General features: G+C 55.3%; 28 protein-coding genes. 8 read left to right on the top strand and 20 right to left on the bottom strand.

Annotated features, from left to right (window positions below; genetic code table 11):
- Positions 1-89: 89 nt before the first annotated feature.
- Entirely contained in the window at positions 90-1,217 is a 1,128-nt protein-coding gene (locus ACM6IQ_RS15940) for a glycerophosphodiester phosphodiesterase (RefSeq protein ID WP_017340249.1), read from the bottom strand.
- A gap of 222 nt (positions 1,218-1,439) precedes the next feature.
- Here ACM6IQ_RS15940 and ACM6IQ_RS15935 point away from each other — a divergent pair, with 222 nt between their 5' ends.
- Positions 1,440-1,766, top strand: coding sequence for a DUF2025 family protein (locus ACM6IQ_RS15935; protein WP_414879284.1), 327 nt, complete (start codon positions 1,440-1,442; stop codon positions 1,764-1,766).
- 60 nt (positions 1,767-1,826) lie between these two features.
- Here ACM6IQ_RS15935 and ACM6IQ_RS15930 read toward each other — a convergent pair whose 3' ends face one another.
- On the bottom strand, positions 1,827-2,150 hold the full coding sequence (locus ACM6IQ_RS15930; RefSeq protein WP_414879283.1) for an antibiotic biosynthesis monooxygenase family protein: 324 nt from the start codon (positions 2,148-2,150) through the stop codon (positions 1,827-1,829).
- The gene (locus ACM6IQ_RS15925; RefSeq protein ID WP_414879282.1) at positions 2,147-2,854 is read right to left on the bottom strand and encodes a CTP synthase; all 708 of its coding nucleotides are present in this window, start codon (positions 2,852-2,854) and stop codon (positions 2,147-2,149) included. The genes ACM6IQ_RS15930 and ACM6IQ_RS15925 overlap by 4 nt, the downstream gene beginning before the upstream one ends.
- A 15-nt stretch (positions 2,855-2,869) precedes the next feature.
- Here ACM6IQ_RS15925 and ACM6IQ_RS15920 point away from each other — a divergent pair, with 15 nt between their 5' ends.
- On the top strand, positions 2,870-3,811 hold the full coding sequence (locus tag ACM6IQ_RS15920) for a LysR family transcriptional regulator (RefSeq protein ID WP_414879281.1): 942 nt from the start codon (positions 2,870-2,872) through the stop codon (positions 3,809-3,811).
- 6 nt (positions 3,812-3,817) lie between these two features.
- On the opposite strand, the gene ACM6IQ_RS15915 is transcribed toward ACM6IQ_RS15920, so the two are convergent.
- The 3 genes from ACM6IQ_RS15915 to ACM6IQ_RS15905 form a co-directional block, all read right to left on the bottom strand.
- Positions 3,818-4,336, bottom strand: coding sequence for a DUF1003 domain-containing protein (locus ACM6IQ_RS15915; protein WP_017340244.1), 519 nt, complete (start codon positions 4,334-4,336; stop codon positions 3,818-3,820).
- Positions 4,337-4,404: 68 nt separating this feature from the next.
- Complete coding sequence (locus tag ACM6IQ_RS15910) at positions 4,405-5,481, bottom strand: diguanylate cyclase (RefSeq protein WP_031319072.1); 1,077 nt, start codon at positions 5,479-5,481, stop codon at positions 4,405-4,407.
- Positions 5,482-5,638: 157 nt separating this feature from the next.
- Positions 5,639-6,247: a TetR/AcrR family transcriptional regulator gene (locus tag ACM6IQ_RS15905; protein WP_414879280.1), complete on the bottom strand. Its 609-nt coding sequence runs from the start codon at positions 6,245-6,247 to the stop codon at positions 5,639-5,641.
- A gap of 213 nt (positions 6,248-6,460) precedes the next feature.
- Here ACM6IQ_RS15905 and ACM6IQ_RS15900 point away from each other — a divergent pair, with 213 nt between their 5' ends.
- Both ACM6IQ_RS15900 and ACM6IQ_RS15895 read left to right on the top strand, forming a co-directional pair.
- On the top strand, positions 6,461-7,501 hold the full coding sequence (locus ACM6IQ_RS15900; protein WP_414879279.1) for an MBL fold metallo-hydrolase: 1,041 nt from the start codon (positions 6,461-6,463) through the stop codon (positions 7,499-7,501).
- A 136-nt stretch (positions 7,502-7,637) separates the two neighbouring features.
- Positions 7,638-9,116 (top strand): amidase family protein, encoded by a 1,479-nt coding sequence (locus ACM6IQ_RS15895; RefSeq protein ID WP_414879278.1) that lies wholly within the window; start codon positions 7,638-7,640, stop codon positions 9,114-9,116.
- A gap of 32 nt (positions 9,117-9,148) precedes the next feature.
- Here the strand turns inward: ACM6IQ_RS15895 and ACM6IQ_RS15890 are convergent, their stop codons facing one another.
- The 4 genes from ACM6IQ_RS15890 to ACM6IQ_RS15875 form a co-directional block, all read right to left on the bottom strand.
- Complete coding sequence (locus tag ACM6IQ_RS15890; protein WP_414879277.1) at positions 9,149-9,469, bottom strand: helix-turn-helix domain-containing protein; 321 nt, start codon at positions 9,467-9,469, stop codon at positions 9,149-9,151.
- Positions 9,462-9,590 carry a type II toxin-antitoxin system RelE/ParE family toxin gene (locus tag ACM6IQ_RS15885; protein ID WP_274521494.1) on the bottom strand — a complete coding sequence of 43 codons (129 nt, stop codon included), beginning with the start codon at positions 9,588-9,590 and terminating at the stop codon, positions 9,462-9,464. Before ACM6IQ_RS15885 ends, ACM6IQ_RS15890 begins: the two co-directional genes overlap by 8 nt.
- A 30-nt stretch (positions 9,591-9,620) precedes the next feature.
- The gene (locus ACM6IQ_RS15880) at positions 9,621-9,938 is read right to left on the bottom strand and encodes an XRE family transcriptional regulator (protein WP_414879276.1); all 318 of its coding nucleotides are present in this window, start codon (positions 9,936-9,938) and stop codon (positions 9,621-9,623) included.
- Between the two features lie 82 nt (positions 9,939-10,020).
- Positions 10,021-10,788: an AraC family transcriptional regulator gene (locus ACM6IQ_RS15875; protein ID WP_414879275.1), complete on the bottom strand. Its 768-nt coding sequence runs from the start codon at positions 10,786-10,788 to the stop codon at positions 10,021-10,023.
- A 112-nt stretch (positions 10,789-10,900) separates the two neighbouring features.
- Here ACM6IQ_RS15875 and ACM6IQ_RS15870 point away from each other — a divergent pair, with 112 nt between their 5' ends.
- Positions 10,901-11,716: a sulfite exporter TauE/SafE family protein gene (locus ACM6IQ_RS15870; RefSeq protein WP_414879274.1), complete on the top strand. Its 816-nt coding sequence runs from the start codon at positions 10,901-10,903 to the stop codon at positions 11,714-11,716.
- Between the two features lie 6 nt (positions 11,717-11,722).
- On the opposite strand, the gene ACM6IQ_RS15865 is transcribed toward ACM6IQ_RS15870, so the two are convergent.
- The 6 genes from ACM6IQ_RS15865 to ACM6IQ_RS15840 all read right to left on the bottom strand — a co-directional run bounded on the left by ACM6IQ_RS15865 (position 11,723) and on the right by ACM6IQ_RS15840 (position 16,287).
- Complete coding sequence (locus ACM6IQ_RS15865) at positions 11,723-12,712, bottom strand: hypothetical protein (RefSeq protein WP_414879273.1); 990 nt, start codon at positions 12,710-12,712, stop codon at positions 11,723-11,725.
- Positions 12,713-12,991: 279 nt separating this feature from the next.
- A complete protein-coding gene (locus ACM6IQ_RS15860) occupies positions 12,992-13,258 on the bottom strand; it encodes a colicin E3-like toxin immunity protein (RefSeq protein ID WP_414879272.1) in 267 nt (88 codons plus the stop codon).
- A gap of 66 nt (positions 13,259-13,324) precedes the next feature.
- Positions 13,325-13,555, bottom strand: coding sequence for a hypothetical protein (locus ACM6IQ_RS15855; RefSeq protein WP_414879271.1), 231 nt, complete (start codon positions 13,553-13,555; stop codon positions 13,325-13,327).
- Positions 13,552-14,736: a colicin E3/pyocin S6 family cytotoxin gene (locus tag ACM6IQ_RS15850; RefSeq protein ID WP_414879270.1), complete on the bottom strand. Its 1,185-nt coding sequence runs from the start codon at positions 14,734-14,736 to the stop codon at positions 13,552-13,554. Before ACM6IQ_RS15850 ends, ACM6IQ_RS15855 begins: the two co-directional genes overlap by 4 nt.
- 193 nt (positions 14,737-14,929) lie before the next feature.
- The gene (locus ACM6IQ_RS15845) at positions 14,930-15,643 is read right to left on the bottom strand and encodes an HNH endonuclease (protein WP_414879269.1); all 714 of its coding nucleotides are present in this window, start codon (positions 15,641-15,643) and stop codon (positions 14,930-14,932) included.
- A 110-nt stretch (positions 15,644-15,753) separates the two neighbouring features.
- The gene (locus ACM6IQ_RS15840; RefSeq protein WP_414879268.1) at positions 15,754-16,287 is read right to left on the bottom strand and encodes a Bro-N domain-containing protein; all 534 of its coding nucleotides are present in this window, start codon (positions 16,285-16,287) and stop codon (positions 15,754-15,756) included.
- Between the two features lie 480 nt (positions 16,288-16,767).
- Between ACM6IQ_RS15840 and dgt the strand changes: the two genes are divergently transcribed.
- Together dgt and ACM6IQ_RS15830 are read left to right on the top strand one after the other, a co-directional pair.
- Positions 16,768-18,168 carry a dGTP triphosphohydrolase gene (gene dgt / locus ACM6IQ_RS15835; RefSeq protein ID WP_414879267.1) on the top strand — a complete coding sequence of 467 codons (1,401 nt, stop codon included), beginning with the start codon at positions 16,768-16,770 and terminating at the stop codon, positions 18,166-18,168.
- Positions 18,149-18,925, top strand: a complete 777-nt coding sequence (locus ACM6IQ_RS15830) for a hypothetical protein (protein ID WP_414879266.1) — start codon at positions 18,149-18,151, stop codon at positions 18,923-18,925. Before dgt ends, ACM6IQ_RS15830 begins: the two co-directional genes overlap by 20 nt.
- Before the next feature lie 131 nt (positions 18,926-19,056).
- Here ACM6IQ_RS15830 and ACM6IQ_RS15825 read toward each other — a convergent pair whose 3' ends face one another.
- The 4 genes from ACM6IQ_RS15825 to ACM6IQ_RS15810 form a co-directional block, all read right to left on the bottom strand.
- Positions 19,057-19,830 (bottom strand): Bro-N domain-containing protein, encoded by a 774-nt coding sequence (locus ACM6IQ_RS15825; RefSeq protein ID WP_414879265.1) that lies wholly within the window; start codon positions 19,828-19,830, stop codon positions 19,057-19,059.
- A 101-nt stretch (positions 19,831-19,931) separates the two neighbouring features.
- The gene (locus tag ACM6IQ_RS15820) at positions 19,932-21,182 is read right to left on the bottom strand and encodes a ribonucleotide-diphosphate reductase subunit beta (RefSeq protein WP_017340233.1); all 1,251 of its coding nucleotides are present in this window, start codon (positions 21,180-21,182) and stop codon (positions 19,932-19,934) included.
- Between the two features lie 515 nt (positions 21,183-21,697).
- Positions 21,698-22,051, bottom strand: coding sequence for a hypothetical protein (locus tag ACM6IQ_RS15815; protein ID WP_414879264.1), 354 nt, complete (start codon positions 22,049-22,051; stop codon positions 21,698-21,700).
- A 187-nt stretch (positions 22,052-22,238) separates the two neighbouring features.
- The gene (locus tag ACM6IQ_RS15810; RefSeq protein ID WP_017340231.1) at positions 22,239-22,502 is read right to left on the bottom strand and encodes a DUF2790 domain-containing protein; all 264 of its coding nucleotides are present in this window, start codon (positions 22,500-22,502) and stop codon (positions 22,239-22,241) included.
- Between the two features lie 455 nt (positions 22,503-22,957).
- On the opposite strand from ACM6IQ_RS15810, the gene acs reads away from it, so the two are divergent.
- Entirely contained in the window at positions 22,958-24,913 is a 1,956-nt protein-coding gene (gene acs / locus ACM6IQ_RS15805; protein ID WP_017340230.1) for an acetate--CoA ligase, read from the top strand.
- The last annotated feature ends 89 nt before the right edge of the window (positions 24,914-25,002 follow it).

The following is a 25,002-nucleotide window of genomic DNA, read 5'->3' as shown; positions in this document are numbered from 1 at the left end:
GTTGATCTCGGTTGGCCAAACATTTTGTGTACGCCAACGATCCCTTGTGGGAGCTAGCCTGCTAGCGATACGGGTGCCTCGGTCCCGGATCAATACCCGTTGTTTGTCAGCAACTGCGCAACACTCGCCGCCGCCGGACGTTTATAGAACTTCAACAGCTCGCTGGCGCGGTTGGTGAAAATACCGTCGACCCCGGCGTCCATGACTTTCTGGTAATCCACCGCATCATCAACGGTGTAGACGTGCACCAACAAACCCTGATCATGGGTGTACTGGTTCATCCACGGTTTCACCAGGTCCGAATAGCTCTGATCGCCACCCTTGGTCAGTGCAGCGGAAGGTCCGGTGCCGATCGCGCCCTGGGCCTTGGCGTATTCAACCCATTGCTGGAATTCGGCTTTGTCCTTCGGCTCCTGCTTGGCGTAGTAAGTCGCTTTATCCTTGTCGCCGGACTCGGCGAACGTCACCTTGGACTTGGGCTCGATGCTGCCTTCACCCACCCACAGCAACAGGATCTTCGGCACCTGCGGCATTTCCTTTTCCAGCAGTTCGAGGCTGCTCTTCTCGAAGGTTTGCAGCACCACCTTGCCTTTGCCCTGGCCAACCGCCAGATTGCTTTTCGCCAGTTTGGAGCCCGCCGGACTCAGCCAGCCGCGATCCTGCAATTTATCCTTGAGGTCGCTTTCGATGCCGGGGAATTGCTTGGGTTCTTTGGTTTCGATGTACAAGCCGGGCTTGTGCAGCGGATTGCCTTGGGCAATGTCGATGATCTCGTCGAGGGTCAGGATTTTCAGGCCCGCGTAGGAGGGACGGGCACGATCCGGGTAAGCGCTGTTGAACCAGCTGCCGGCATCGAGGGTTTTCAGTTCGGCGATGGTGAACGCGTTGGCCGGGCTGTCCTTGCGCTCAGGGAATTTGCTGGCGACGTCGGTGGTGCGTTGCAGATTGTTGTCGTGCAGGGCAAACAGCACGCCGTCCTTGCTGCGTTGCAGGTCCAGTTCGAGGTAGTCGGCGCCCAGGTCGCGCGCCAGTTTATAAGCGGCGGCGGTGGATTCCGGTGCATCGAAAGACGCGCCGCGATGAGCGATGACCGCCGGATGCGGAATCCCCGAACGGGCTGCCAGTGAGGTCGGGCTTGGTTCGCTGGCGGCCTGTGCCTGGCCGAGGCCCAGCAGCACGCTCAGCAGCAGGGCGCTCTTGGTGAAAGTAACGGGCATGGTCGAGATCCTTTCGCAGAGAGTTTTCAAAGACGTCTCTTTTAACAACTGAGCGCCGCCAGCGCTATCGCGAGACCGACATAAACGTGTTTAAAGGCCATTTTTTCGGCACATTTGTGCGGCTCTTTGCAGTACTCTTGGCCCCGGCAGTTTCCCCGGCAGAGGGAAAAGCCGTTCAATTGCCCTGCGTGTAAACCATCGATCACTTGTGTGAGGTTTATCATGCGCATCACTTCCCAGCTCATCTGCCAGGCCGCCGAACAACTCAAAGGCTTCGTCGGCCTCAACCGCAAGACCGGTCAGTACATCGTGCGTTTCAGCGAAGATTCCTTCGGCATGGACGTGGCGGATGACGGCATCATTCCTGCGAATGAATTCGTCTGGGCGCCGGGGCCGGAGCAGGCCATGACGCTGAAGCGCGAGCTGATCCAGTTGTTGCTGGATCAGAACATCGATGACCGGATCAACATCACCGAGCCGTTGCGGGTGTACATGAATCGGCGGGAAGTGCCGGAGATTTCGGCGGTGCGGAGTTTGGTGCAGAGCTGAGATTGGCAGTGTTTGTGCGGGCCCCATCGCGCGATGGCAGCCTAAGGAACACCGCTTCATCTACTGCTTAAACCCATAAGCCCGCTCAACCCTGCACACCCGCGTATTGCACGCCGAATACCAGGTCGAGCGCCCACGCTCACGAATCGCACTGTGCTCGGGATGAAGTTTCCACGCCAGAATCGCTGCCTCACTGGCCCAATAGGACACCGTAATCCCGAGCCCGTCTTCACCCCGCGCTGATTCCACGCCGAGAAAGCCCGGCTGCTCGCGTGCCAGTTCTACCATGCGCTCGGCGGCTTCGGCGTAACCCTGGTCACCGTCGGTTCGCAGCGAAGTAAAAATGACCGCGTAGTAAGGCGGTTCCGGCGTCCGGGCCATCATGATGTCTGCCTCACGCACGCTTCGATCAACGCACTGACCAGCGGCGGTAACAGACCTTTGAGCGCGGCACGTTCCGGTTGAAACAACGTGGCCACAAAAAACGGATGCCCACGCAATTCCAATGCCCGCAACTCCCCCGTCGAATCATGTCCTGTGGCGTACAACCGTTCGCTCAGTAACGCCCGCTCGAATTCAGGATTCACACCGTAACGGCAGCGATAGCCTTCGCGAATCTCGGAATGTTCATACGCCTTGGCGATCAACGAACCTTCAACCAGCTGAATGCAGTCGACGGCTTCCACCAACGAACAGGTCAGTGGCGTGAGCAGCGCTCGCGTCGCATCGGGTGCTGTCTCGCCGTGCTCGGCATCTTTCCACCCCAGAACGTTGCGGGCGTATTCGAGTACGGCGTGCTGAAAACCGCCACACGTGCCGAGGAAAGGTCGCTGTTGTTCGCGGGCAAAGCGGATCGCTCGCAACGCACCGCCCTCATTACGGTAGGGACTGGCTGGCACGCACCAGAAGCCATCGAAGTCTTCCAGCGGTGTGTCGTTGTCGATGCGATCGGTGGCCAACCACTGGAACTGTACGTCCAGGCCTGCGTGTTCGGCTGCCATGCCGAGGGCGACAGGAATTGCCTGGTGGGCGGTGACTTGCGGGTCGTAATCGCCGATCAGGGCGATGCGGATAACGGTGTTTTCCATGAGTGCTCTCGACGCTTGTTGATTCCTGGAACCCACTATAGATTGGCGTTCACGCACTCAATATTGGCGTTATCCCAAGTGATCAATGCAGCCACGCACTATCGACTGGAGTACCCCGACCTGTCTCTGATCCTCGCCCTGGTGCGTGGCGGCTCGTTGGCCAGGGCTTCGGCGTTGTTGAAAGTCGACGTCTCGACCGTGTTCCGCGCCGTGCGCCGACTGGAAGCGGCATTGGGTCAGCAATTGTTCGAAAAGAGCCGCGCCGGCTACTTGCCCACCAGCCTGGCGCAGACCTTGGCCGAACAGGCCGAGCGCGCCGAACAGGCGCTGGAGGCCGCGCGCATCGGCGTGGAGCAGGGCGGTGAAGTCATCAGCGGCACCGTGCGCCTGACCTGTACCGATTCGGTCCTGCAAGGTTTGCTGTTGCCGGCGCTGGCGCAATTCATGCCCGGTTACCCGGCGCTGACGCTCGAGCTGAGCACCTCCAATGACTTCGCCAACCTCAGCCGCCGGGATGCGGACATCGCCTTGCGCCTGACCCAGGCGCCACCCGAGCATTTGGTAGGACGACGCCTGGCGCAGGTGTCTTACCGTGTGTGTGCGAGTACGGCGTATCTGAAATCGGTCGATGCCCAAGACCTGGCTGCGCTCACGTGGATCGCCCCGGACGACTTCCTCCCCGATCACCCCACTGTCGCCTGGCGGCGCCAGCACTTGCCTGGCGTCACACCGGGTTATCGCTGCAACAGCATGTTGTCGGTCACCGAACTGGTGCGGGCCGGGTTGGGCGTTGCGGCATTGCCGGACTTTCTGATCGGTGACGGGCTGCAGCCGCTGAGCGAGCCGCTGCACGGTTACGACACCGCGTTGTGGTTGCTGACCCGTCCGGATTGTCGCGCCTTGCGTTCGGTGGTGACGTTGTTTGATGAGTTGGGGCTGGCGTTGAAACTGCCTTGAACAGTGTCAGGCCTTGCGCACGAAATGCTGGTGCATTTCCGAGGTCAGGACTTCGATGCGTTCCGTGAGGGTTTTGGTCATCTCGGTGAGGCGGGTGTTTTGCTCGAGCAACTCGAGCAATTGCGCGGTGTTCTGCGCCGCCTGGGCCTGACGTTCGCTGTTGGCGACGGCCAGGTCTTCGCGGTGCCGCGCATCGGCCTCGGACTGGGCTTTGTCCCGTGCTGCCTGGCGGGTCTGGGCCAGCAGAATCAACGGTGCGGCGTACGCCGCTTGCAGGCTGAACGCCAGGTTGAGCAGGATGAAGGGGTAGGCATCGAAGTGGGTGATGCCCGCCACGTTGAGAAAAATCCATATTGCGACGATCAGCGTCTGCGCCCCGAGAAACATCGGCGTGCCGAAGAACCGCGCAAAGGCCTCGGCGCGCAGGGCAAACTTGTCAGTGCCGAAGGTCGGCGCCAGGTGAGCGTGAGGACGCTGGAAACGCAAGTGATCGACGGTCGCGGTGGTTTTGGTTTCGGTGGTCATGATGCTCTCTGCAGCGCTGGACTGAGGTCCACTATAGCGCCACTGCCCGGCAAGCCGCGCAGCTTTGGCTAAATCGCCAGCGTGACAGCCGTGTTGCGCTCGGTATCGCGGGTGGCTACACAGATTTTATTGCGGCCGGTGTTTTTGGCGGTATAGAGGGCTTTGTCCGCGTCATCGAGCCAGGCGATGGCATCGGTGAAGGACGGGTGAAAAGCGGCCAGGCCGATGCTCAGGCTGACCCGCAGTCCGGGAATCTCCTGATGCCGGTAGTCATGCAGCACCTCACGTAGGCGTTCCATGACATCCCGCGCCTGATGCAACGGCATGCCGGGCAGGATCACGCAGAATTCGTCACCGCCATAGCGCCCGGCCAGATCGCATTCGCGCAGGTTGCGCTTGAGCTCGGCGCTCAACTGGCGCAGCACCGAGTCACCGACGATGTGCCCGTAAGTGTCGTTGATGGGTTTGAAGTGATCGATGTCGATCAAGGCAATCGCGGCGGGTTGTTGGTGTTCGCGACAGTGGTGGAATTGCAGTTGCAGCAGGTCTTTCCAGGCGCCGTGGTTGAGCAGGCCGGTCAGACTGTCAGTGCGGCTCAAGGCACTCAAGGCGCGTTTGTGTTCGGACAGTTTGATCGCCAACCGATAGCAGACCATACCCACCGCCCACGGGTAGAGCGTGAGGATCGGCAGGCACGCCCAAATCTGTACATTGGTGGTCGTTGGGTTGAACATCGCGCCGAACAACAGCCAGGCAATCATGACGCCCGTCGCTTGGGTCAAGGTGCCGAGCATGAACAACCGCAGGCCGCCCGTGGCGACGTTGTTCATCGCCATCATCGCCAGGATGGTCACTGTCGTGAGCGGGTTGAACTGAACCGTCGCCGCCCAGAAACCGCCACACAGCGAGTCGAAAAGCAGGTTGCGGCGTTCGGTCTTGTAGGGAAAGTTCGCGCGGATCGACAGTTGATAGGCAACGTGGGGCCAGACAAAGGCGTTCACCAGCATCCACGCCCACACCCAAAACGGCATGTTCAATGGAGACAACGCAGCGGCCACGCTGATGCAACCGACGCCAAGGCCAATGGTTCGGGGCAGGTAAATGCGTCTGGCAAATGACAAGCCCTTGCCGCGTTGGTTTTCCATAGTGTCCTGCGCCAGATTCATTCTGAAACACATTGCCGTGTTTTATTCAGAGCTACCGTTCATCGGTCAATCGCGGACATTGTCATTTATTCCAGCGGGAATAATCAGTGTCCTTCCAAGCCATTTAATAGGGGCCAGGGCGCAGTGAACGCTTGATTCAGAGCTGATAGCAGGCGAGGAACATGTCCAGCGCAGAGTCCACGACGGTGCTCTGCATCTCGGGCGAAAGGCCGGGCAGCCCCATGGAAATCTGCGGCCAGAAGGCAAAGGACTTAAGCATTCCCTGAATCTGTTGGCCGGCAAACCCCGGGTCGACCGGCTTCAAGCGTCCATCGGCCTGAGCGGCACGAATCCACACGGTCAGGCCTTCTTCGCGCTCGCCCATTCGCGCGACCATGTTCTGCGCCCGCTCCGGGGAATGGATGGTGGCTGCGATCGCGACCCGCGCCAGGTCGAGAAAATTGTCATCGCCCATCATCTGCAATTTCGCCATCAGGATCAGGCGCATCTGATCGCGCAGCGGCAGGTCAGGGCGGTAGGACGTTTCTTGTTCGGCCGTCACCCGCGCCCATAACTGATTGAGGATTTCGGCGAACAACTCTTCCTTGCTGGGGAAGTGGTTGTACACCGTGCGCTTCGACACGCCAGCGGTGGCGGCAATCTTGTCCATGCTGGTGATGTCGAAACCGTTGGCACGGAATTCGGCAATCGCCGCTTGGATGATCGCTTCGCGTTTTCGGTCGGTCAGGCGCTGTGGAGCTGTCATAAGTACGCTTCGGTAGAAGAATTCAGGAATTACACTCAGCAGTTTACTTGTGATCGGCTTTGATGCAACCTAGAAACTACACTGTGCAGTGTAATGTTTGGTTAATCCTGCACAGCCAAAAATAGAGTGTTCGGCTGATGCGTGCGTGCCTTGGCCATTTATCGTCCCACCGCAGAAACTGCCGACTGTGCGGTTTCCTGGAGTCATTCCGTCATGGCCAATTCCACCAACGCCTCTGCGCCTGAAGCTTCCCGTCAGGTCGACGGGGCCTTCAAAAACCATGCGCCCGTGCAGCGAGAAGGCTTTCGCAAAATGGTACGCATCATGTGGAGCATGATCTTCCACAAACCGCGCAACACCCGCCCAACCACGGCTGTCCCGGTGCAACGCCTGACCCACGATGCGTTGATCGCCGCGCCTAATCACAGTGTCTATCGCCTCGGCCACTCCACCGTCATGCTCAAGCTGCGGGATAAATTCTGGATCACCGACCCGGTCTTTGCCGACCGCGCTTCACCCGTGCAGTGGGCCGGTCCGAAACGCTTTCACCAACCGCCCATCAGCCTCGAAGAATTGCCACCGATCGAAGCGGTGATCCTGTCCCACGATCACTATGACCATCTCGATTATGAGGCCGTGCTCAAACTGGCGGACAAGGCCAAGTACTTCCTCACGCCGCTGGGCGTCGGCGACACCCTGATCAAGTGGGGCATCGACGCCAGCAAAGTGCGCCAGCTCGACTGGTGGCAGGGCACCGAAGTCGACGGCATCCAGTTTATCGCCACCCCGTCGCAACATTTTTCCGGCCGTGGCCTGTTCGATGGCAACAGCACACTGTGGGCCTCGTGGGTGATGATCGACGCCCACACGCGAATCTTCTTCAGCGGCGACAGCGGCTACTTCGATGGCTTCAAACGGATCGGCGAACAGTACGGCCCGTTCGACCTGACGCTGATGGAAACCGGTGCGTACAACGTTGAGTGGCCGCATGTGCACATGCAGCCTGAGCAAACCCTGCAAGCGCACATCGATCTTAAAGGTCGATGGTTATTGCCGATCCACAACGGCACGTTCGATCTGTCGATGCACGCCTGGTTCGAACCGTTTGACCGGATCCTGGCACTGGCCTGGGAGCGCAGCGTGTCGATTACCACGCCGCAGATGGGTGAGGCATTCAACGTGATGTATCCGCAGCGGGGGAGTGTTTGGTGGTCCGAGGTCGAGCAGCAGGTGTATCAGGAGAGTGTTGGCTGAGCGGGCTACAGATGGGCGCGAATATTCATACGTGATGCAGTGCCAGGAGATGACGGACATTTCCAGCGGCGTCTGTAGGCTTAAAAGCGAGTGAGCTTATTCACTCGCTATCAGTCATCACGAGGAGCTTGATCACATGGATGTAACGCTAAACGACGCAACGCAAAGGCTGACACCCCAGTCGGGGCTGGAATATTCAAGTGTCGATGAACTCAGCCAAAGAATGGAGCGCAATCAGCTGAGTGCTGTAGCGCTCGTGCAGCACTTGCTGCACCGGATCGAGGCGCTGGATAAACAGGGACCGGCGATCAACGCGATCATCGAACTCAACCCTGATGCATTGGCCATTGCCGAAGTGCTCGATCAAGAGCGACAACGAGGGCACGTACGGGGTCCTTTGCATGGCATTCCCGTATTGCTCAAAGACAATATCGACACGTCCGATCAGATGCAGACCAGCGCCGGTTCATTGGCCATGGTCGGTCAGCCGGCCGCTCAAGATGCTTTCATCGTGCAACAGCTCAGAACAGCAGGGGCGGTGATTCTCGGGAAAACCAACCTCAGTGAATGGGCGAATTTCCGCGATCCTGCCATCCCCGATGGGTGGAGCAGCCGAGGTGGGCAAACCAAAAACCCGCACGTGTTGAGCGAATCGCCTTACGGCTCAAGCTCAGGTTCCGGCGCGGCGGTTGCCGCAGGTTTCGCGCCGCTGGCACTCGGAACGGAAACCGTCGGCTCGATTATCGCCCCGGCGTCCGTCAACGGCGTGGTCGGCCTCAAGCCTACCGTGGGCTTGCTCAGCCGCAGCGGCATAGTCCCCGTGAGTCAAAAAGTCGATACGCCCGGGCCCATGGCGCGCACCGTTCGGGAGGCGGCACTGCTGTTGAATGCCATGTCCGGCAACGACGACGCCGAACCGGTCAAAAAGCCGCACGCCATCAGCGGCGTGGACTATACGGCTTTGCTGGTCCCGAATGCCTTGGTGGGACGGCGCATCGGGTATCCCGTCAAGTTCGAGACTAGCGGCGAGGCCGCACAAAGCGACCCTCAGTTTTCCCGTGCGCTGGAAGTCATGCAGGCCGCAGGGGCGACATTGATTCCGGTGGTGTTCGATGATCCTCAATCCCTGTCGCCGGAGGAGGTGGAAAACGGATTCTGGATGGGTATCAAGCGTGATCTTCCTCGATACCTCGCTAAACGAAGCGGTCTTGCAATCCAAAACCTGAAGGATCTATTGCAACACAACGAGCACGCCACCGGCGCCGAGGGTTTTGGGCAAGCCACGTTGAGCGCGGCCAACAACGTTGATTTTGACGAGAACGCGTACAACGAGTTGTGGCAAAAAATTCAAAGCGAAAATGCGGCTGCCATCGACAACGTGATGCTTGAGCATCAGCTGGATGCCGTAGTGTGGGACGTGGGCTCCCCAGGGTTGAACGTCACTGCGTTGGCTGGTTATCCCGGCATCATGGTGCCTTCCGGGGCAGACGATTACGGAGTGCCGACCTCGGTGTTCTTCTTCGGGACTCAGTGGAGCGAGGCCCATCTGCTGGCAATTGCTTATGGGTATGAACAAGCTTCCAACGCAAGGCCAACGCCTGCGTTCAAGCCGTAAGGGCTTCTAACGCAACCACTGGGATTTTTACTTCAGGTGAAAACCACCTCAATTCGCCCCTCTTTTCTCGATCGAGGGGCTGACTTGACCACGATCTGCACGTCTCGCCCAAGCAGGGATAAGCATTCCATCATCTTTGCTTCACTAATGCCGCGAAACTTCCCGCGCAACATTTCAGAGAGCTTGGGTTGTGACAGACCCAAAATTTCAGACGCTTGAACCTGAGTCAAATGGCGAGCCTTTATGATTTCGCCAATTTTTGCGGCCAGTTGGGATTTGACGCGCATTTCATTGGCATTGGGCGCCGAGAGGTCTTCGTAGACGTTGCCGCTGCTTTCTTCGATTTCAATCATGATCTGATCCTTTTGCGTGGTCTTGCGCCGCCTGAAGTCTCTCCTTGATCAAATCGATGTCGGACTGCGTGGTTCTGATACCCGAAGTCGACTTCTTCTGAAAGCAGTGCAGAACATAAATGGCAGAATAATCATCAATCGATGATTTCTTTCACTCGACCATCGCGAAATCAGTGCGCCCCATCGGTTCCGCTGCCGACCCTTTCATATTCATCCCCCGCCCCGGCGCAAACCCCGGGAAGAAAACCAACCCCTCCGACTCAAACCGATAAGCCAGCGCCAGTCGATCAGCCTCCGGCACATCACGGCGGGCCTCAAATCGCTCAATCGCGTCGACCGAAACGCCAGACTCCCCCGACAACTCATCAACACTCCAGCCCAGCATCGCCCGGGCCTGGGCGCAGTGAGCGGGGGTGAATTGGAAGAGGGCGATACGTTCCAGGGTGATTTTCATCGCATAAGAGGCCATGGTGTTCTCCGGGCTCAAGAGTGCTTATTCAAAAAGTACTGTGATTTTGTACAGTTGTTTTGCGCCCGGATCAAACTCATTTTTATTTCGCACCCTCCAACCAGACGGACGGCGCCTGACCCAACACCCGGCGAAACATCGTCGAGAACGCCGCCGGGCTGTCATAGCCAAAATCCAAAGCAATCCGCGTCACCGGCTCACCCACCGCCAGCCGCGCGAGGGCCAACACCACACAGGCGCGCTGCCGCCACTGGCTGAAACTCAGGTCGGTCTGCTGGCGAAACAGGCGATTGAACGTGCGCAAACTGATGTGCAACTGATCCGCCCATTGCTGCGGCGACTGATGGGCATCGGGCCGCTGCAAAAAGCCCTGGCACAACGCAAGCAACCGCGCATCGACAGGCAGCGGAATGTGCAACGGCAAGTGAGCACTGCGCGCCAGTTCATGCAGCAGCAAATCGATCAACGCCCCGTCGCGCCCGGCCTTGTCGTACGCCAGCGGAACCTCCACCGCCTCCATCAGCAAATGCCGCATCAACGGCGAAACGCTGATCACCTGACAACGACTCCCCAGATCAACCGCCCCCGGCTCGATGTACAAACTCCGCGTGCTCACCCCCAGCATCAACACCTCATGCGCCACCCCCGACGGAATCCACACCGCCCGCTGCGGCGGCACCACCCAGTTGCCGTCATGCGTGCTGACCTGCATCACCCCGGTCGCGCCGTACAACAATTGCGCCCGTCGGTGCGTATGAAGAGGCAACACCTGACCGTAGGAATAATCCGTACCGATCGCCACCACCGACCGTGGCGTGTCATCCAGCCCATTAATCGAAACATTGCGCATCAAGCGGCTTCCAGCAGTTGGCGTAAACGCAAACATTATTGGCTAACTTGCTGAAGCAGGCCAAGCCACATCGCTCTATCGTCGACCGCTCCCAACCAATGGACGACGCGCAATGTTCTATCTCTTGCTGACACTCTTCGGCTGCATGACCGGCATCACCGCCGTGCTGTTCGGCTTCGGCGGCGGCTTCGTCGTCGTGCCATTGCTGTACCGCATGCTCATGGCCAGCCACGGTGCCGACGACCCGATTGGTCAATCGACAATGCACATCGCCGTGGCTACTTCGACCTGCGTGATGATCGTCAACGCCCTGGTCGCCACCGGAAAACACCACCGAGCCGGTAATCTGATTCGCCATTACCTGTGGCCGTTGGGTGGGTTTATCGGAGTGGGCGCTGTGGTCGGCGCAGTGGCAGCGATGTGGGTCAGTGGCGAGGTGATTCGGTATGCCTTTATTGCCTACCTGGGCGTAACCATTGTGGATTGCCTGTTCAGGCGTGGATTTCTGATGCACACCGATAACGCAATCCCACGGCGATTGGGGAGGGCGGAAGTGTCCGGTGGCGGTGTAGGAATCGGCGCCATCGCCACATTCCTCGGCGTGGGCGGCAGCGTCATGACCGTGCCGTTGTTGCGGCGTTGCGGGTTGAGCATGTCTCAGGCAACGTCCATGGCCAATCCACTAAGCCTGCCCGTGGCGCTGGCCGGGACGGTGACTTACATGGCGATGGCGGGGTTCACTGAGTTTGATCTGGGCGCGTGGTTTGTCGGTTATGTGGATCTGCTGGCGTTTGCGGTTTTGACGATGGGGTCGTTGGTGGGCATTCGACTGGCCACGCCGTGGATCGGGCGGATTCCGGATCGGATACATGCGCGGGTTTACATTGGTTTGCTGGTGTTGGTCATGGTCAGCATGTGCCTGAGTTGATCACGGTTACTTCGCCTCCAACCCCGGCGCTTCCCGAATAATGAAGTGATCCAGGTTCTCGATATTCGCACTGAACACCCCGAACGTCTGCTCGGGGTTTTTCTTGCTCGGCACCTGCTTCAACTCCGGCGTCACGCCATAAAAGAAGCAATACAACTGCGCCTCGCTGTCGATGGCGTGCTTGATCTCCTCAAGAAACGCTTTGCGCTTGCGGTAGTTCTCGATCAACTTCTTGCTCAGGTAAACGTTGACCGAATAAGGCTTCTTCTTCGCCTCATCCGCCTGCTTGAACCAGACCTTCTGTTCGAAATCGATGCGAAAGCTCTGGGTGTAATCCTTGATCTCCCTGATCTTGCCCCAGTAAATCAGGCCCTTGTTGTCCGTCAGGTACTCGATCTTCTTGAAGAACGACCCATAAGGCGCCGTGTGCTCGCCAATCTTCAGTGGCATGCGCTTGAGCAGGTCCTTGTCCTCGAAGTTCGAGACAAAACACTCCACCCGGTGGGCGAAGATGCTGGTCTTGTCCGGTGCTGATTCGTGGCTTGGGTGCTCGACGTCACTGGCCTTTGTCGGCGGTTGCAGGTCCGCTCGTATCACATCTGCCGCGACCGCCGGGTTCGACGGCTTACGCACATACTGACGCCGAGTCAGCAACAACTCCGACGGAAAATGCTCCTCGCGGCTGTCATCCGTTTCCGCACCGTCCGCGTCCACACCCGACGCCGACGCCTTGAGACTGACATAAGGACAATCCGCCACATGCCGGGTGCTGGGCGTGTTCTTGAAGTGCGGGGTTCGAACGTAGTTCACGTTCTTGGCGTTGAACGTCGTCAACACATTCGCCGCATCGAAGGCCAAGCGGCAAGCGTCGTTGGGACACTGGAAGTGTTCCTTGGCGGAATCGAACTCCATCGTCTCGTCAAAATTCAGATCGCGCACGTCATAGATCGACAGCTTGTCGTCGAGGCTGAGGCAGTAGGCGAGGTCGAATTTCATGGCGGGCTCGGGTCCTTGAGTGGGGAAGGGTATTAATAGCGGGAGGCGGGGCGGGTTGCACTGAATGTTTTCAACACAGCGCAAAATCTGCGGCAACCCACCAAACCTGTGGGGAGCCTACTCGCGAAAAACTCAAGAACACCGCTGGACAGGTCGCAGTCCTGGATCCGACAAGCAGGTGCTAACGAGTCGCTTTTCGCACTGAGCGAAGAAAGCGAGCAAACAAAAAACCGATCAGGAGACGGGTCGGTTTTTTGTGTTGAATGCTTCAGTCCTCTATCACTTCGATTGCCACTTGTCTCGATAGACAAACGCAACTTGGTAGTCATAGGAGAGCAACTGAATGGCATGGTGGAAATGGGGCTGAAGAGTGCTGACCCAGTCGGGAGATACGTTGAAACCACCATTGTTCACATTGTTTTCAATGGGCATGCCCAGCGCTTCGATAACTGAGCCATCATCGCCAAAGTCTTTCGACAATTCCTCCCCTTCGCCCATCTCTGTTTGTTTGTCATACCATTCCAGCCTGATTTTCAGTCCCTCCACAATCCCAAACTCCAGCGAACTTGATTAACTCACTGGAGGTGCCCAATAGGTCTCCCACTCATATATTCAAGCGTTGCAGCTAAGTTGAAATAGGTAGGCTGCGTCATACACATTTTTCCCCATCAAAGCCTCCAAGGCTCCAAGCTGCTCGTCCGTAAGGTCGTATCCTTCCCATCCTTCCTGCTCAGCAGTCCAACCCATAATGTTTTTAATTTCCTGATCGTACCCAGTCGGTAACTCCACTTCGAATGCCAGCAGTTCATTATGTTTGTGAAAGGCTTCGATTACATAAATCAAGGTTCCACACTCCTAGAGTTGTCTGCGGGTTTGGTTTGTTTGCCGGTAATTGGATCATATTCTCCGAGATGGCGGCCGCGTTTGTCGTACATCTCCACAGTGCCGTGCTGCGAGTCCCATTCAAAAATTTTCCCTTTTGAAGTTTTCCATCGTTTTCGAAGACCACCGCCGCCTTTTAGTGGGGTCTTACGTTGCGCTTTCGTTGCATCGGGAAAAGCAATTAGCCCCTTCGGTGCGGGGTAGTATTTGTGGTCAGCAACACTCACCACAATATAAACCGGCCTTACCCCCGAATCCGCCGGAAACACCAGAATGAAATCCTTGTACTCCGGCGGATACACCGGGTTCACAATGATGCTGTCAGCGGCTTTCGTCGGCGGGTAAACCCAGATATGCGGCGCTTGCGGGGCGGCTTCCAGCGCCGGAATGCCCAGGATGTCGGAACCATCCACCGCTGGGGTCCAGATCAGCTCAACACCGTCACCCAGGTCAGCCACCTGCTGGCTGCCGCGCAATGTGAACTGCACGACATCAACCATTTCCCAATCGCGATTTTTGCCGGTGTAGAAACCGTATCCCTTGAGGCTGCCGTCAGCCTGTTGCTCGACCTGCAGGCGAACGCGGGTGCGGGCCTGTTTGAGCGCACGGAGTTGGTCTTCGGTGTAAAGCGAGCTGTCGCCCAGACTCGATTGTGTGACCAGCGCAACAAGGCCAACCAACGTTGCTGTTACGGCGCTCGTCGCGACCACGGGAGCAGCGGCGAATGCCGCGCCGGCCAAGGCGAGGGAGCCCAGACCGACGGGAATCGCTGTGCCACTGATCTTCTTCAGGGGCACAGCGCCCGATACATCCGCTTCGCGAGCACCCAGCAGAATCAAGTCACCGTAGTCTTTCAGGCTATCGGTCGGCACCACCCCTGAGGGATTCGAGTAATCAATGATGGCGTCCGGAAGCTTGCAGGACTTGGCGAAGACACACCCGACTTGAGTGGGCCTTTGCTTTTGCGCTATGACCTGACAGCTGCGTTCGAAGGCGTCTTGCCTGGCCAGCATGGCTTCATAGGCGTTTTGCCTGGCGTCCCGCTCGGCCAATTCGGTGGCCGTCATGTAACGGTAGGTGACGTGATGCCCATCACCGGAGGGCGGATTCTTAATCCGTGGAATGTCCTTGTTGCCAGCCACTGATCATCCTTTCGTTCATCCATCGGCAGCCCCGGAAAAGGAGCTGCGCGACGTTAACGAACGTGGCTAATCAATGGCTGTAGGACGAGTCCTTGATGGCTCTAGGCGTTTTCTCTTTTTATCGGGAGGGCAGCGCAATCCTGACGGCTCGCTGTCTTCGTGCACATGTGCCGATGAAGTTTTCCAAGCCCAATCACTCAAACTTTAACCGGTCCACTTTCTGAAACAGTGAAGCAGTGAACTCATCCCGGTCACCGGAGTGGTGACAACGTCGATGGCAGTTCGGGCACAGGGCTACGGCATTACTCGGACGATCCGAGCCGTCCTGCGCTAAATGCTTAACATGGTGGACCTCAAGAAACGGCCTGCCATCCTTTTCGAACGGAGCGGGCTCGCCACAGCCTTCGCATCTACCGTTAGCCTGCTGGCGAACCCAAGCTCTCACCTCAGGATCGCGAACAAAAGACTTTCCGCTGGACTGAGTCTGTTCTGGTCTCTCAATCCCTTTCGGCATGTCTTTAATCGGTTGTTTCTCGAGTTTGGCAGATCGCTGTTCCAGCGTTGCCTCGTCCGCTGTCGGGGCGAAATCCTCAGGTGTCAAAGTACTTGGAGCATTGAGCGCTTCTCGAATGCTGCGCGCTACATTGGCGCCGACATTCTTGGCGGGTTTGTAACCTGCAATGCGATCTCGACCCAGTTCGACCAACACGGTAGAGATGTTCTGCATCCGAAACTCAACCGACCCTTTGGTCCGACCGGCTAAGGCTCCCTCACGCAGGATGCGATTCTCCTCAGTCTTAACGACTTTCTGCCCGCTCTGCTCGCGGGACAACATGCTGAGATAGGCATCGACCGCCGCCTGAATCTCAATGTCAGTCCAATCGCTGTTGCTCTTTTCCGTGTCCATAGAATCGCCGAGGGCTGAAAACCCTCGGACGATACTGAGTGGCCATTACGAATGTCTACGAAAATTCCTACAGAAAAGACCGACGCTGCTTTCGGTTGATCCTACAAAGGCTAGCCAACCGAATGCTTTGAAGATTGAAACGCCTCCAAAACCTTCCGCCACCAAGGCTTAACCACCGGCACCCGACGCCGTGTGCGATTGAGCAACAGGAATGGCATATCCCGTAGTCGAATCCAGCCTTCGTCCTGCCAATGCAGCAGGCTCAGAGACATCTCTGGCCAATCCAGCAAACTCAGCATCGGCCGATCCGCATTCTTCGACGGCCCCGCGTCGCGCAATGCCGGGACTACTTGATGAGTCAGCCACTCACGCAACAAGCGATTCCCCGGTGCGTAGTGATAGACCAGCAGCGCATAGACGCCTGATTCGCTGAGCATCAGCCGTTTTTCTGGTTGGCCGTGGTAGTCAATCAGCAGCGTGTGTCGCTGATCCTCGTCCAACTTGCTGACCACGCGATCGTTCAGGTGGAAACCCATCAAACGCCCTAGATCGCGGGCGCAGAACCAGGGTTGGTTTTCTAGGAGAAGGGCGTGAAGTTCGAGGTTTTGACGGATGAAGACTGTGGGGATGTATGGATCAGACATGGCAAGCCTCCAGGGATGGAAGCGCATGGAAAATGAAGCAGCTAACGCGGATTTCCTTCGGAGAGAAGGAGCGATTTTTAGGCATATCCTTTTACCTCTGTGTGATGTCAGCTTTCTTAGGGCTGGGTGCCGGGAGTTAAGAAACCCCACACAGAGGGCCGGACATATTCCCCTTTCGGGTCTTGTATTAGCCCACTCCCGGCATAACAGAGATTTTTTGATACCCACGGAGAAACCGTAGGCACAAAAAAGCCGCTTCTGTCGGGGGCGGTCTGTCCGCTGTGTGAGGTGTTTCTTAGGCACCAGATGCCGAGGGTATGAGTTTTGCTTCCCATTGGTCAAGCTGCAGATGTGTCGGTATGTTATTAATTTTGAAAAAAACAGATGAACGTGGTCAGGGAAATAAAGTAGGCTTTGTTTAGTCGCCAGGAGTCGCTGGTTCCTTGTATTTGCTGTTATTAATTATTAAATGGAGTTTATATGCTTAGCTGGAAGAGTCTTTTAAATGAGGGGCGGCGGAAAAGTAAAGGGCAAGCGGGGGCGACGCAAGAAAGTGGGAGGTTTGAGTTTGAACGAGATTATGATCGAATATTGTTTGCTGCTCCTACGCGTCGTCTAGCAGATAAAACTCAAGTTTTTCCATTAGATAGGAATGACAGTGTTCGTACTCGGCTGACTCATTCTCATGAAGTTTCAACGCTCGCAAGAAGTATTGGGTTGAGGTTGGTTTATGAAAAAGAAAGTATCTTTGAAGGAGCCGAGTCGGGAGCTTTTCTCCAGCGCGGAATTCCAGCGATGCTTGCGGCTATAGGGCTTGTTCATGATTTGGGTAATCCACCCTTCGGTCATCAAGGTGAATACGCAATTCAAAGTTGGTTTAAAAGTAAGTCAGATATTTTTTTAGATGGCATGAGTGTTGAAGAAGCAGGTGATTTTTTTACATTTGATGGAAATGCACAAACGGTTAGACTCGTTACAAAACTGCAGATATTAAATGATAAGTTTGGTTTGAATCTAACATATGGCACTCTTGCCGCTTTGATTAAATATCCTGTTCCTATATGCGGGGTTGATAAAGGTCAGTGGAAGAAACAGGGGTATTTTAAGTCTGAGCAAGAGATAGTTGAGGACATTTGGGGCGAAACTGGCTTGTCTCAAGGTGTTAGGCATCCACTAACTTATGTTATGGAAGCATGTGATGATATTGCATATTCTGTGCTGGATGCTGAAGATACAGTTAAAAAAGGATTGGCGTCGTACTATGATTTACTTCGTTACCTTAAGAGTCAGTGTTCCGATGATGAAGTCGCCAAAGAGGTGATTTCTAAATCCGAGAACAGTAGTACATCTTTTGAAAGCTCCGGATTAAGCCCGCAGGAGCTAAACGAATGCTCAATGCAGATGTTTAGAGTGTTTTCGATAACCGCGATGGTCAACTCGGTGGTGGATGAGTTTTCGAGTCGTGTTGAGGCGCTTTTAAAAGGTGAGTGTTTGTATAAGGGCATTATTAGCGTCTCGAAATCCGCGATTTTATGTGGGGCGTTAAAGAAGTTTGATCTTGAGTATGGGTTTAAACATAAAAGTGTTCTTGAGCTTGAGTTACGAGGGAACTCGTATATCACTGAGGTGATGGATATGCTCTGGGTTGGAGTGCATGGGAGGCTTGATAAGGCAGAGAGCTCCAATACACCATTTGGTAAGTACGTATATTCTAGGATATCGGAAAATTATAGAAGAATATTTGAAGATGAAAAAAACGAACTTCCCGTGAGGTATAAGGAGGCACAGCTTCTTGCTGATTCTATATCTGGCATGACTGATAGTTATTTGATAGCACTGCACTCGGAATTAAGACCTTTGTATGATAGCCATTGCAAGTAATTTGGATGCTCTTAAAAAAAGAGTTATAAGGTTCTTTGATTCTCCAAAACGGTTGGAGGTGAGGAATTTTATAAGAATTCTTTCCGAAAGCGGGGAGGTGTTGGTTTTTGGGGGGGTGTTGCGAGATATTGCGCTGTATGGTGGTGGCAAGTTTAACTCTGATATTGATCTGGTTGTGGATTGCCCTTCTGATAGTTTGTTTAAGTTTTTTGAGAAGTATGGTGGGCTTTCAGGACGAAATAATTTTGGCGGTTATAGAGTAAAAGTAGGCGGTTGGAGTATAGATGTTTGGCCAATGAAAGAAACTTGGGCGTTCGTCAGTGGATATGTAGAATGCATTGATAGAGGAAGTTTGCTTTTAACCACAATAACGAACTGGGATGCGATTGCATTTTCTTTTAAGGATGATGCTTTGATATCTAGTCGTGATTATATTGAATGCCTAAAGCGGCGAGAGCTCGATATAGTACTTGTTGATAATCCTAATAGGCTTGGTGCGTTTTTAAGGGTGCTTAAGTTTATTTTTGACAAGCAAGTCGAAGTTCTACTTCCAAAGGCCTTGATGTATCTTAAAGATGGGTTTTCTGAGTTTTCTTCAAAGGAGTTGTATTTATTTCAGATTCAGGCATTTAATAGGGTTTATTTTTCCGAGCAAGAAGTTGAGTCTTTTAAGTCGGAGGTTTTTTCGCTGGATGCAGGTCTTTTTGGGAGTTCAATATCTCTTAAAGGAACTACTTTTAGCATTGGATTTAGATAGATCTTTGGGTTGTTTCAGAGCGGATTTTTAGAAAAGCCCCAAGTTTGGTCAGGGCTTTTTTAGAGAATGTCAGGTTTTTCGAGTGCTGGCAGTTAGTAGAAGTTGTGCTGGCTGCGTTAACTCGCTGATTATTAGCCACGTATTAATTTTACGGCTTCATTGATTAATAAGGACGGATACAGGTAATCCATCTGTATTTCTGAGTTTTTCTTTTTTGTGTAGGCTATGCCTTGTTCCAAGCACAGCTTTGCACACATGGCTCTCAAGTGCTTTTGATCAACAACTATTTCTTTATCTGAGCAATAATTTTCAACATCTATAAGGTCGGAATTATCATTGGGGAGTGAAATTATTTCGATTTTTTGATTTATCTCTTGGAGTTGTCGTTCAGTCTCTTCAAAGCGAAGTCTGGTTTCATTGGCGAGCTTTTCTCTTTCTTCTATTTCTTTTATAAGTAAGTTGGTGTGTTGTGCAAGGTTTTGAGCTAAAGACATTATCTCCGAGCCACCTTGTTTGATAGGTGCTGGATATGTTCCATACTTTCTTACTGAAGGTATTACTTCGTGAAATATCCAGCGTTGGAATAGTTTGCTGGCTGGAGTGCTGTCACGTGAAATGATTCTGTATAAGCCAGGTTCCGTTATAAAAACTTCGGTTCTTGGAGAGGCGGATATGTCATCACTGGCTGGGAAGTGTTTGTATTCATCACTATCGAGAACATCGCGTTGCGCTTGTACCAATTGGCCGAGACCAGTTTTTCCACTCTCATTTATGGCCGAGTTTGTTCTCGCTAGGGTGAGAACGACATCTTCTAATGAAATATAGAGATTATCGTCGATGTAAAAACTTCTGATTTTTGACGTGCCATGAGGAGCATGGTAATCAAGTAATATTGGTGTGTGCATTTTAATCTCCTATAAAAAAGCCCCGCTCTTGCGGGGCTTTTTATTTATGAAGCTAAGCATCCATTAAGCTTTCACTGTTATATCATGGCGCTACGCCATCATCAATCCCAGCTCAACGCCCCACCAGTCTGATACTCAATAACTCTCGTCTCAAAGAAATTCTTCTCTTTCTTCAAGTCCATAATCTCGCTCATCCAAGGGAACGGGTTAGTCGTCCCTGGATACTCTTCCTTCAACCCAATCTGCGACAGACGACGGTTAGCGATGAACTTCAGATAGTCCTCCATCATCGCCGCGTTCATGCCCAACACGCCGCGAGGCATGGTGTCGCGAGCGTATTCGATCTCCAGCTGAGTGCCCTGCAGAATCATCTGCGAAGCCTCTTCCTTCATCTCGGCATCCCACAAGTGCGGGTTTTCGATTTTGATCTGGTTGATCACGTCGATGCCGAAGTTCAGGTGCATGGATTCGTCGCGCAGGATGTACTGGAACTGCTCGGCGACGCCGGTCATTTTGTTGCGGCGGCCCATGGAGAGGATCTGGGTGAAGCCGCAGTAGAAGAAGATGCCTTCCAGAACGCAGTAGTAGGCGATCAGGTTGCGCAGCAGTTCTTTGTCGGTTTCGACGGTGCCGGTTTCGAACTTCGGATCGGAGATCGAGCGGGTGTATTTGAGGCCCCAAGTGGCTTTTTTCGCGACCGATGGGATCTCGTGGTACATGTTGAAGATCTCGCCTTCATCCATGGCCAACGATTCGATGCAGTACTGGTAGGCGTGGGTGTGGATCGCCTCTTCGAAAGCCTGGCGCAGGATGTACTGGCGGCATTCCGGGTTGGTGATCAGGCGGTACACGGCCAGGACCAGGTTGTTGGCAACCAGGGAGTCGGCGGTGGAGAAGAAGCCGAGGTTGCGCATCACGATGCGGCGCTCGTCGTCGGTCAGGCCTTCCGGGTCTTTCCAGAGGGCGATGTCGGCGGTCATGTTGACTTCTTGCGGCATCCAGTGGTTTGCGCAACCGTCCAGATACTTCTGCCAGGCCCAGTCGTACTTGAAAGGCACGAGTTGGTTGAGGTCGGCGCGGCAGTTGATCATGCGCTTTTCGTCAACGGCGACACGGGCGGAGGCGCCTTCGAGTTCGGCGAGGCCTTCAGCGATGTCGAGGTTGTCCAGGGCTGCTTTGGCACGGGCGATAGCGGCAGAGTCGTTCGCGGTTACGGCGCGAGCTTCTTGAGCGGCGACACCACCAGCGGTGTCGAGTCGGTCCATGTTGGCTTCAGTCGCGTGGCCGGCGTTGGCGCCTTTTACCACGGTCTCGCCGCTGTCTTCTTTGTCGAATTCGTCCCAGCTCAGCATGACGTGTCGTCTCCTGCGTGAGGGCCAGATGCCCGTGTGATGGTTTTTCACACGGTCGGTCTGACCGCGTTGGATCTATAGAAATATCGTTTTTTGCAACAGCTATACGCAGGCATCAAACAGAATTTTGTACGGGTGTTCCGAAGCCGCTGATGGGCGCAGATAGCGTGAACAGTTCTGCGTGGGCTTCAGACTGGCTTTTGACCCCTGTAAGGGAATATTGCAGGCCCGTTTAAGCCGGCATTATAGGGAAATTTTTACGGCCGTGGTGGGGCGAATCCGCGCATGGAGCGGTCGAGAAGGAGGGTTTTTCGGTCGGAGCGAGGGTTTACAGGGCTTTGGCTGGATATCGCGGGTGAAGATTTTTTTTCTTAAATTTTGACGCACTACTTTTTTGTTCAAAAAATAGCCAGAAAAACGGGTTTTTCACTACATCTTGTGTTTTGAGTCGGTTTTCGGTGGCTGCAGACACAACTAAGCCCGACCGAAGTCGGGCTGTCAGTCACGCTCGATGATCAGCTCAGGCGAGCGGCACCGACGTGGTCTGCACCATCGGAAGCGAGTTTGCCTGCGCCGACGTGGTCTGCACCATCGGAAGCGAGTTTGCTTGCACCGACGTGGTCTGCACCATCGGCGGCGAGTTTGCTTGCACCGACGTGGTCTGCGCCGTCGGAAGTGAGTTTGCCTGCACCGACGTGATCGGCACCATCGGCGGCGACTTTGGCCGAGCCGGTGTGGTCGTAACCGTCAGAAGCGACAGCCGCTGCAGTGGTGAATGCTGCCGAACCGGTGCGGTCGTAACCGTCAGCGGCGAAGGTGTTGGCGGCCAGCACGGACAGGGTCAGGGCGATGATCAGTTTGGCTTTCATGGTAGTGGCTCCAGGTTCGTTGGCGTTGTATGCCTTGGTGTGGAATTCATACTACGCCGACTAATTTGATTAAAAAGCGCAAATAAACGCTTGAAGCTATCGATATAATCGATCTTTACGGTTCGGCGCTTCATCTGCCTTGTACAGCGGGCGGGTGGGTCGAACCGTTAAAGGGGAGTGCGGGTGATTAGCCGTTGGAGCAGCCGTTACCCATGATGCTGTAGCGCAGAATGTGGCGTTGGCCTTTGGAGTCGTCGTATTCCATTTTCATGGGGACCACTTCGCACACATTGGGGATTTCACTCATGGAGATAACTTTGGCGATGTCCAGGTGAGTGGAGTAAGTGTATTCCTCGATGGCCGGTTGTTGCTGTGCGACATCAGTCGGGACCTCGTCTGCCATGGCGGTTGCGCACAGGCTGGAGAGGGCCAGAACTAATAAAGCTTTCATTTCGGTTTTACCTTTTAGAGGTCGAGTGGGGTCACGCAACCTTTTTGGGGTTGCGTGTGGAACTTGATTACCGGTGTTTTTTGATTAACTGCCTTCGTGGGGGCTGCAACTTGGTTAATCAGGGTTTGCCTTGTTGGCGAGGCTGATTTTAGGCGTGGGGGCGGCGTTCATATAGGTGGGGTTTTGATAAACACCTTTGACAGATTTCGTAACAATCGCGGAATAGCATTCGTAATGGCCGGCTTATTGGTGATCGTTCGACGGGGTTTTTCAGGTAGACCGCGTGATCGTTCTTCGCGGGCAAGCCACGCCCCCACAGGGGTTGCGGTGTGTTTGAGAGGCTTATCACGATAATTTGTAGGGGCTTGTTACTACCATCGTCGAATGGTTCTATAGCCCCGGCCCGGCTACAACTGGGGTCATACAAAAACAACTATTCCACCGAGGTAAGAAAGATGAGTGCGGCTTCCCTGTATCCCGTTCGTCCCGAGGTTCTGGCCAATACGCTGACTGACGAGGCGACCTACAAGGCGATGTACCAGCAGTCCGTCGTCAACCCGGACGGCTTCTGGCGCGAACAAGCCAAGCGCCTCGACTGGATCAAGCCTTTCACCACGGTGAAGCAGACGTCCTTCGACGACCACCATGTCGATATCAAATGGTTCGCCGACGGCACCCTGAACGTTTCCTACAACTGCCTCGACCGTCATCTGGCCGAGCGCGGCGATCAAGTGGCGATCATTTGGGAAGGGGATGACCCTGCCGAAAGCCGCAACATCACCTACCGCGAGCTGCACGAACAAGTCTGCAAGTTCGCCAACGCCTTGCGCGGCCAGGATGTGCACCGCGGCGACGTGGTGACTATCTATATGCCGATGATCCCCGAAGCCGTGGTCGCCATGCTGGCCTGCACCCGGATCGGCGCGATTCACTCGGTGGTGTTCGGTGGTTTCTCGCCGGAAGCCCTGGCCGGTCGCATCATCGACTGCAAATCCAAAGTGGTGATCACCGCTGACGAAGGCATCCGTGCCGGCAAGAAGATCCCGCTCAAGTCCAACGTCGACGACGCGCTGACCAACCCGGAAACCAGCAGCATCCAGAAAGTCATCGTGTGCAAGCGAACCGGTGGCGACATCAAGTGGAACCAGCATCGCGACATCTGGTTTGAAGACCTGATGAAAGTGGCGGGCAGTGTCTGCGCGCCGAAAGAGATGGGCGCCGAAGAAGCGCTGTTCATCCTTTATACCTCCGGCTCCACCGGCAAGCCTAAAGGCGTGCAGCACACCACCGGCGGCTACCTGCTTTACGCGGCCATGACCCATGAGCGCGTGTTCGACTACCGTCCGGGCGAAATCTACTGGTGCACCGCCGATGTCGGCTGGGTCACCGGCCACAGCTATATCGTCTACGGCCCATTGGCCAACGGCGCGACCACGCTGCTGTTCGAAGGCGTGCCAAACTACCCGGACATCACCCGGGTGGCGAAGATCGTCGACAAGCACAAGGTCAACATTCTCTACACGGCGCCAACCGCCATTCGCGCGATGATGGCGTCGGGTCAGGCCGCTGTCGAAGGTGCTGATGGCAGCAGTTTGCGCCTGCTCGGTTCGGTGGGTGAGCCGATCAACCCGGAAGCGTGGGACTGGTACTACAAGAATGTGGGCAAGTCCCGTTGCCCGATCGTCGATACCTGGTGGCAGACCGAAACCGGCGGCAACATGATGAGCCCGCTGCCGGGCGCTCACGCCCTCAAGCCGGGTTCTGCGGCGCGTCCGTTCTTCGGTGTGGTGCCGGCGTTGGTCGACAACCTGGGCAACATCATCGAAGGCGTGGCCGAGGGTAACCTGGTGATTCTCGATTCGTGGCCGGGTCAGGCGCGCACGCTGTACGGCGACCATGACCGCTTCGTCGATACCTACTTCAAGACCTTCCGTGGCATGTACTTCACTGGTGACGGTGCGCGTCGTGACGAAGACGGTTACTACTGGATCACCGGTCGCGTGGACGACGTGCTCAACGTGTCCGGCCACCGTATGGGCACCGCCGAAATCGAAAGCGCGATGGTCGCTCACCCGAAAGTCGCCGAGGCTGCCGTGGTCGGCGTGCCGCACGACATCAAGGGGCAGGGCATTTATGTCTACGTGACGCTGAACGCTGGCGAAGAGACGAGCGAGCAATTGCGTCTGGAACTGAAGAACTGGGTGCGTAAAGAGATCGGCCCGATTGCTTCGCCGGATGTGATTCAGTGGGCGCCGGGGCTGCCGAAGACGCGGTCGGGCAAGATCATGCGCCGGATCCTGCGCAAGATTGCGACGGCCGAATACGATGGGTTGGGGGATATCTCCACCCTGGCGGACCCAGGTGTGGTGCAGCATTTGATTGATACACACAAGACGATGAATGTTGCGTAAGTAACGTTCCGAGTCATCGAAGCCCTGCCAGGTGTTGAGCCTGGTGGGGTTTTTTTTGTCTGCGGATTTTGTATTGCCTGACCGGGCCT

This window comes from Pseudomonas sp. IT-P100, assembly GCF_949767185.1.
In the GTDB taxonomy this organism is placed as follows: Bacteria; Pseudomonadota; Gammaproteobacteria; order Pseudomonadales; family Pseudomonadaceae; genus Aquipseudomonas; species Aquipseudomonas fluorescens_B.
This window is presented reverse-complemented; position numbering and strand designations above follow the sequence as displayed.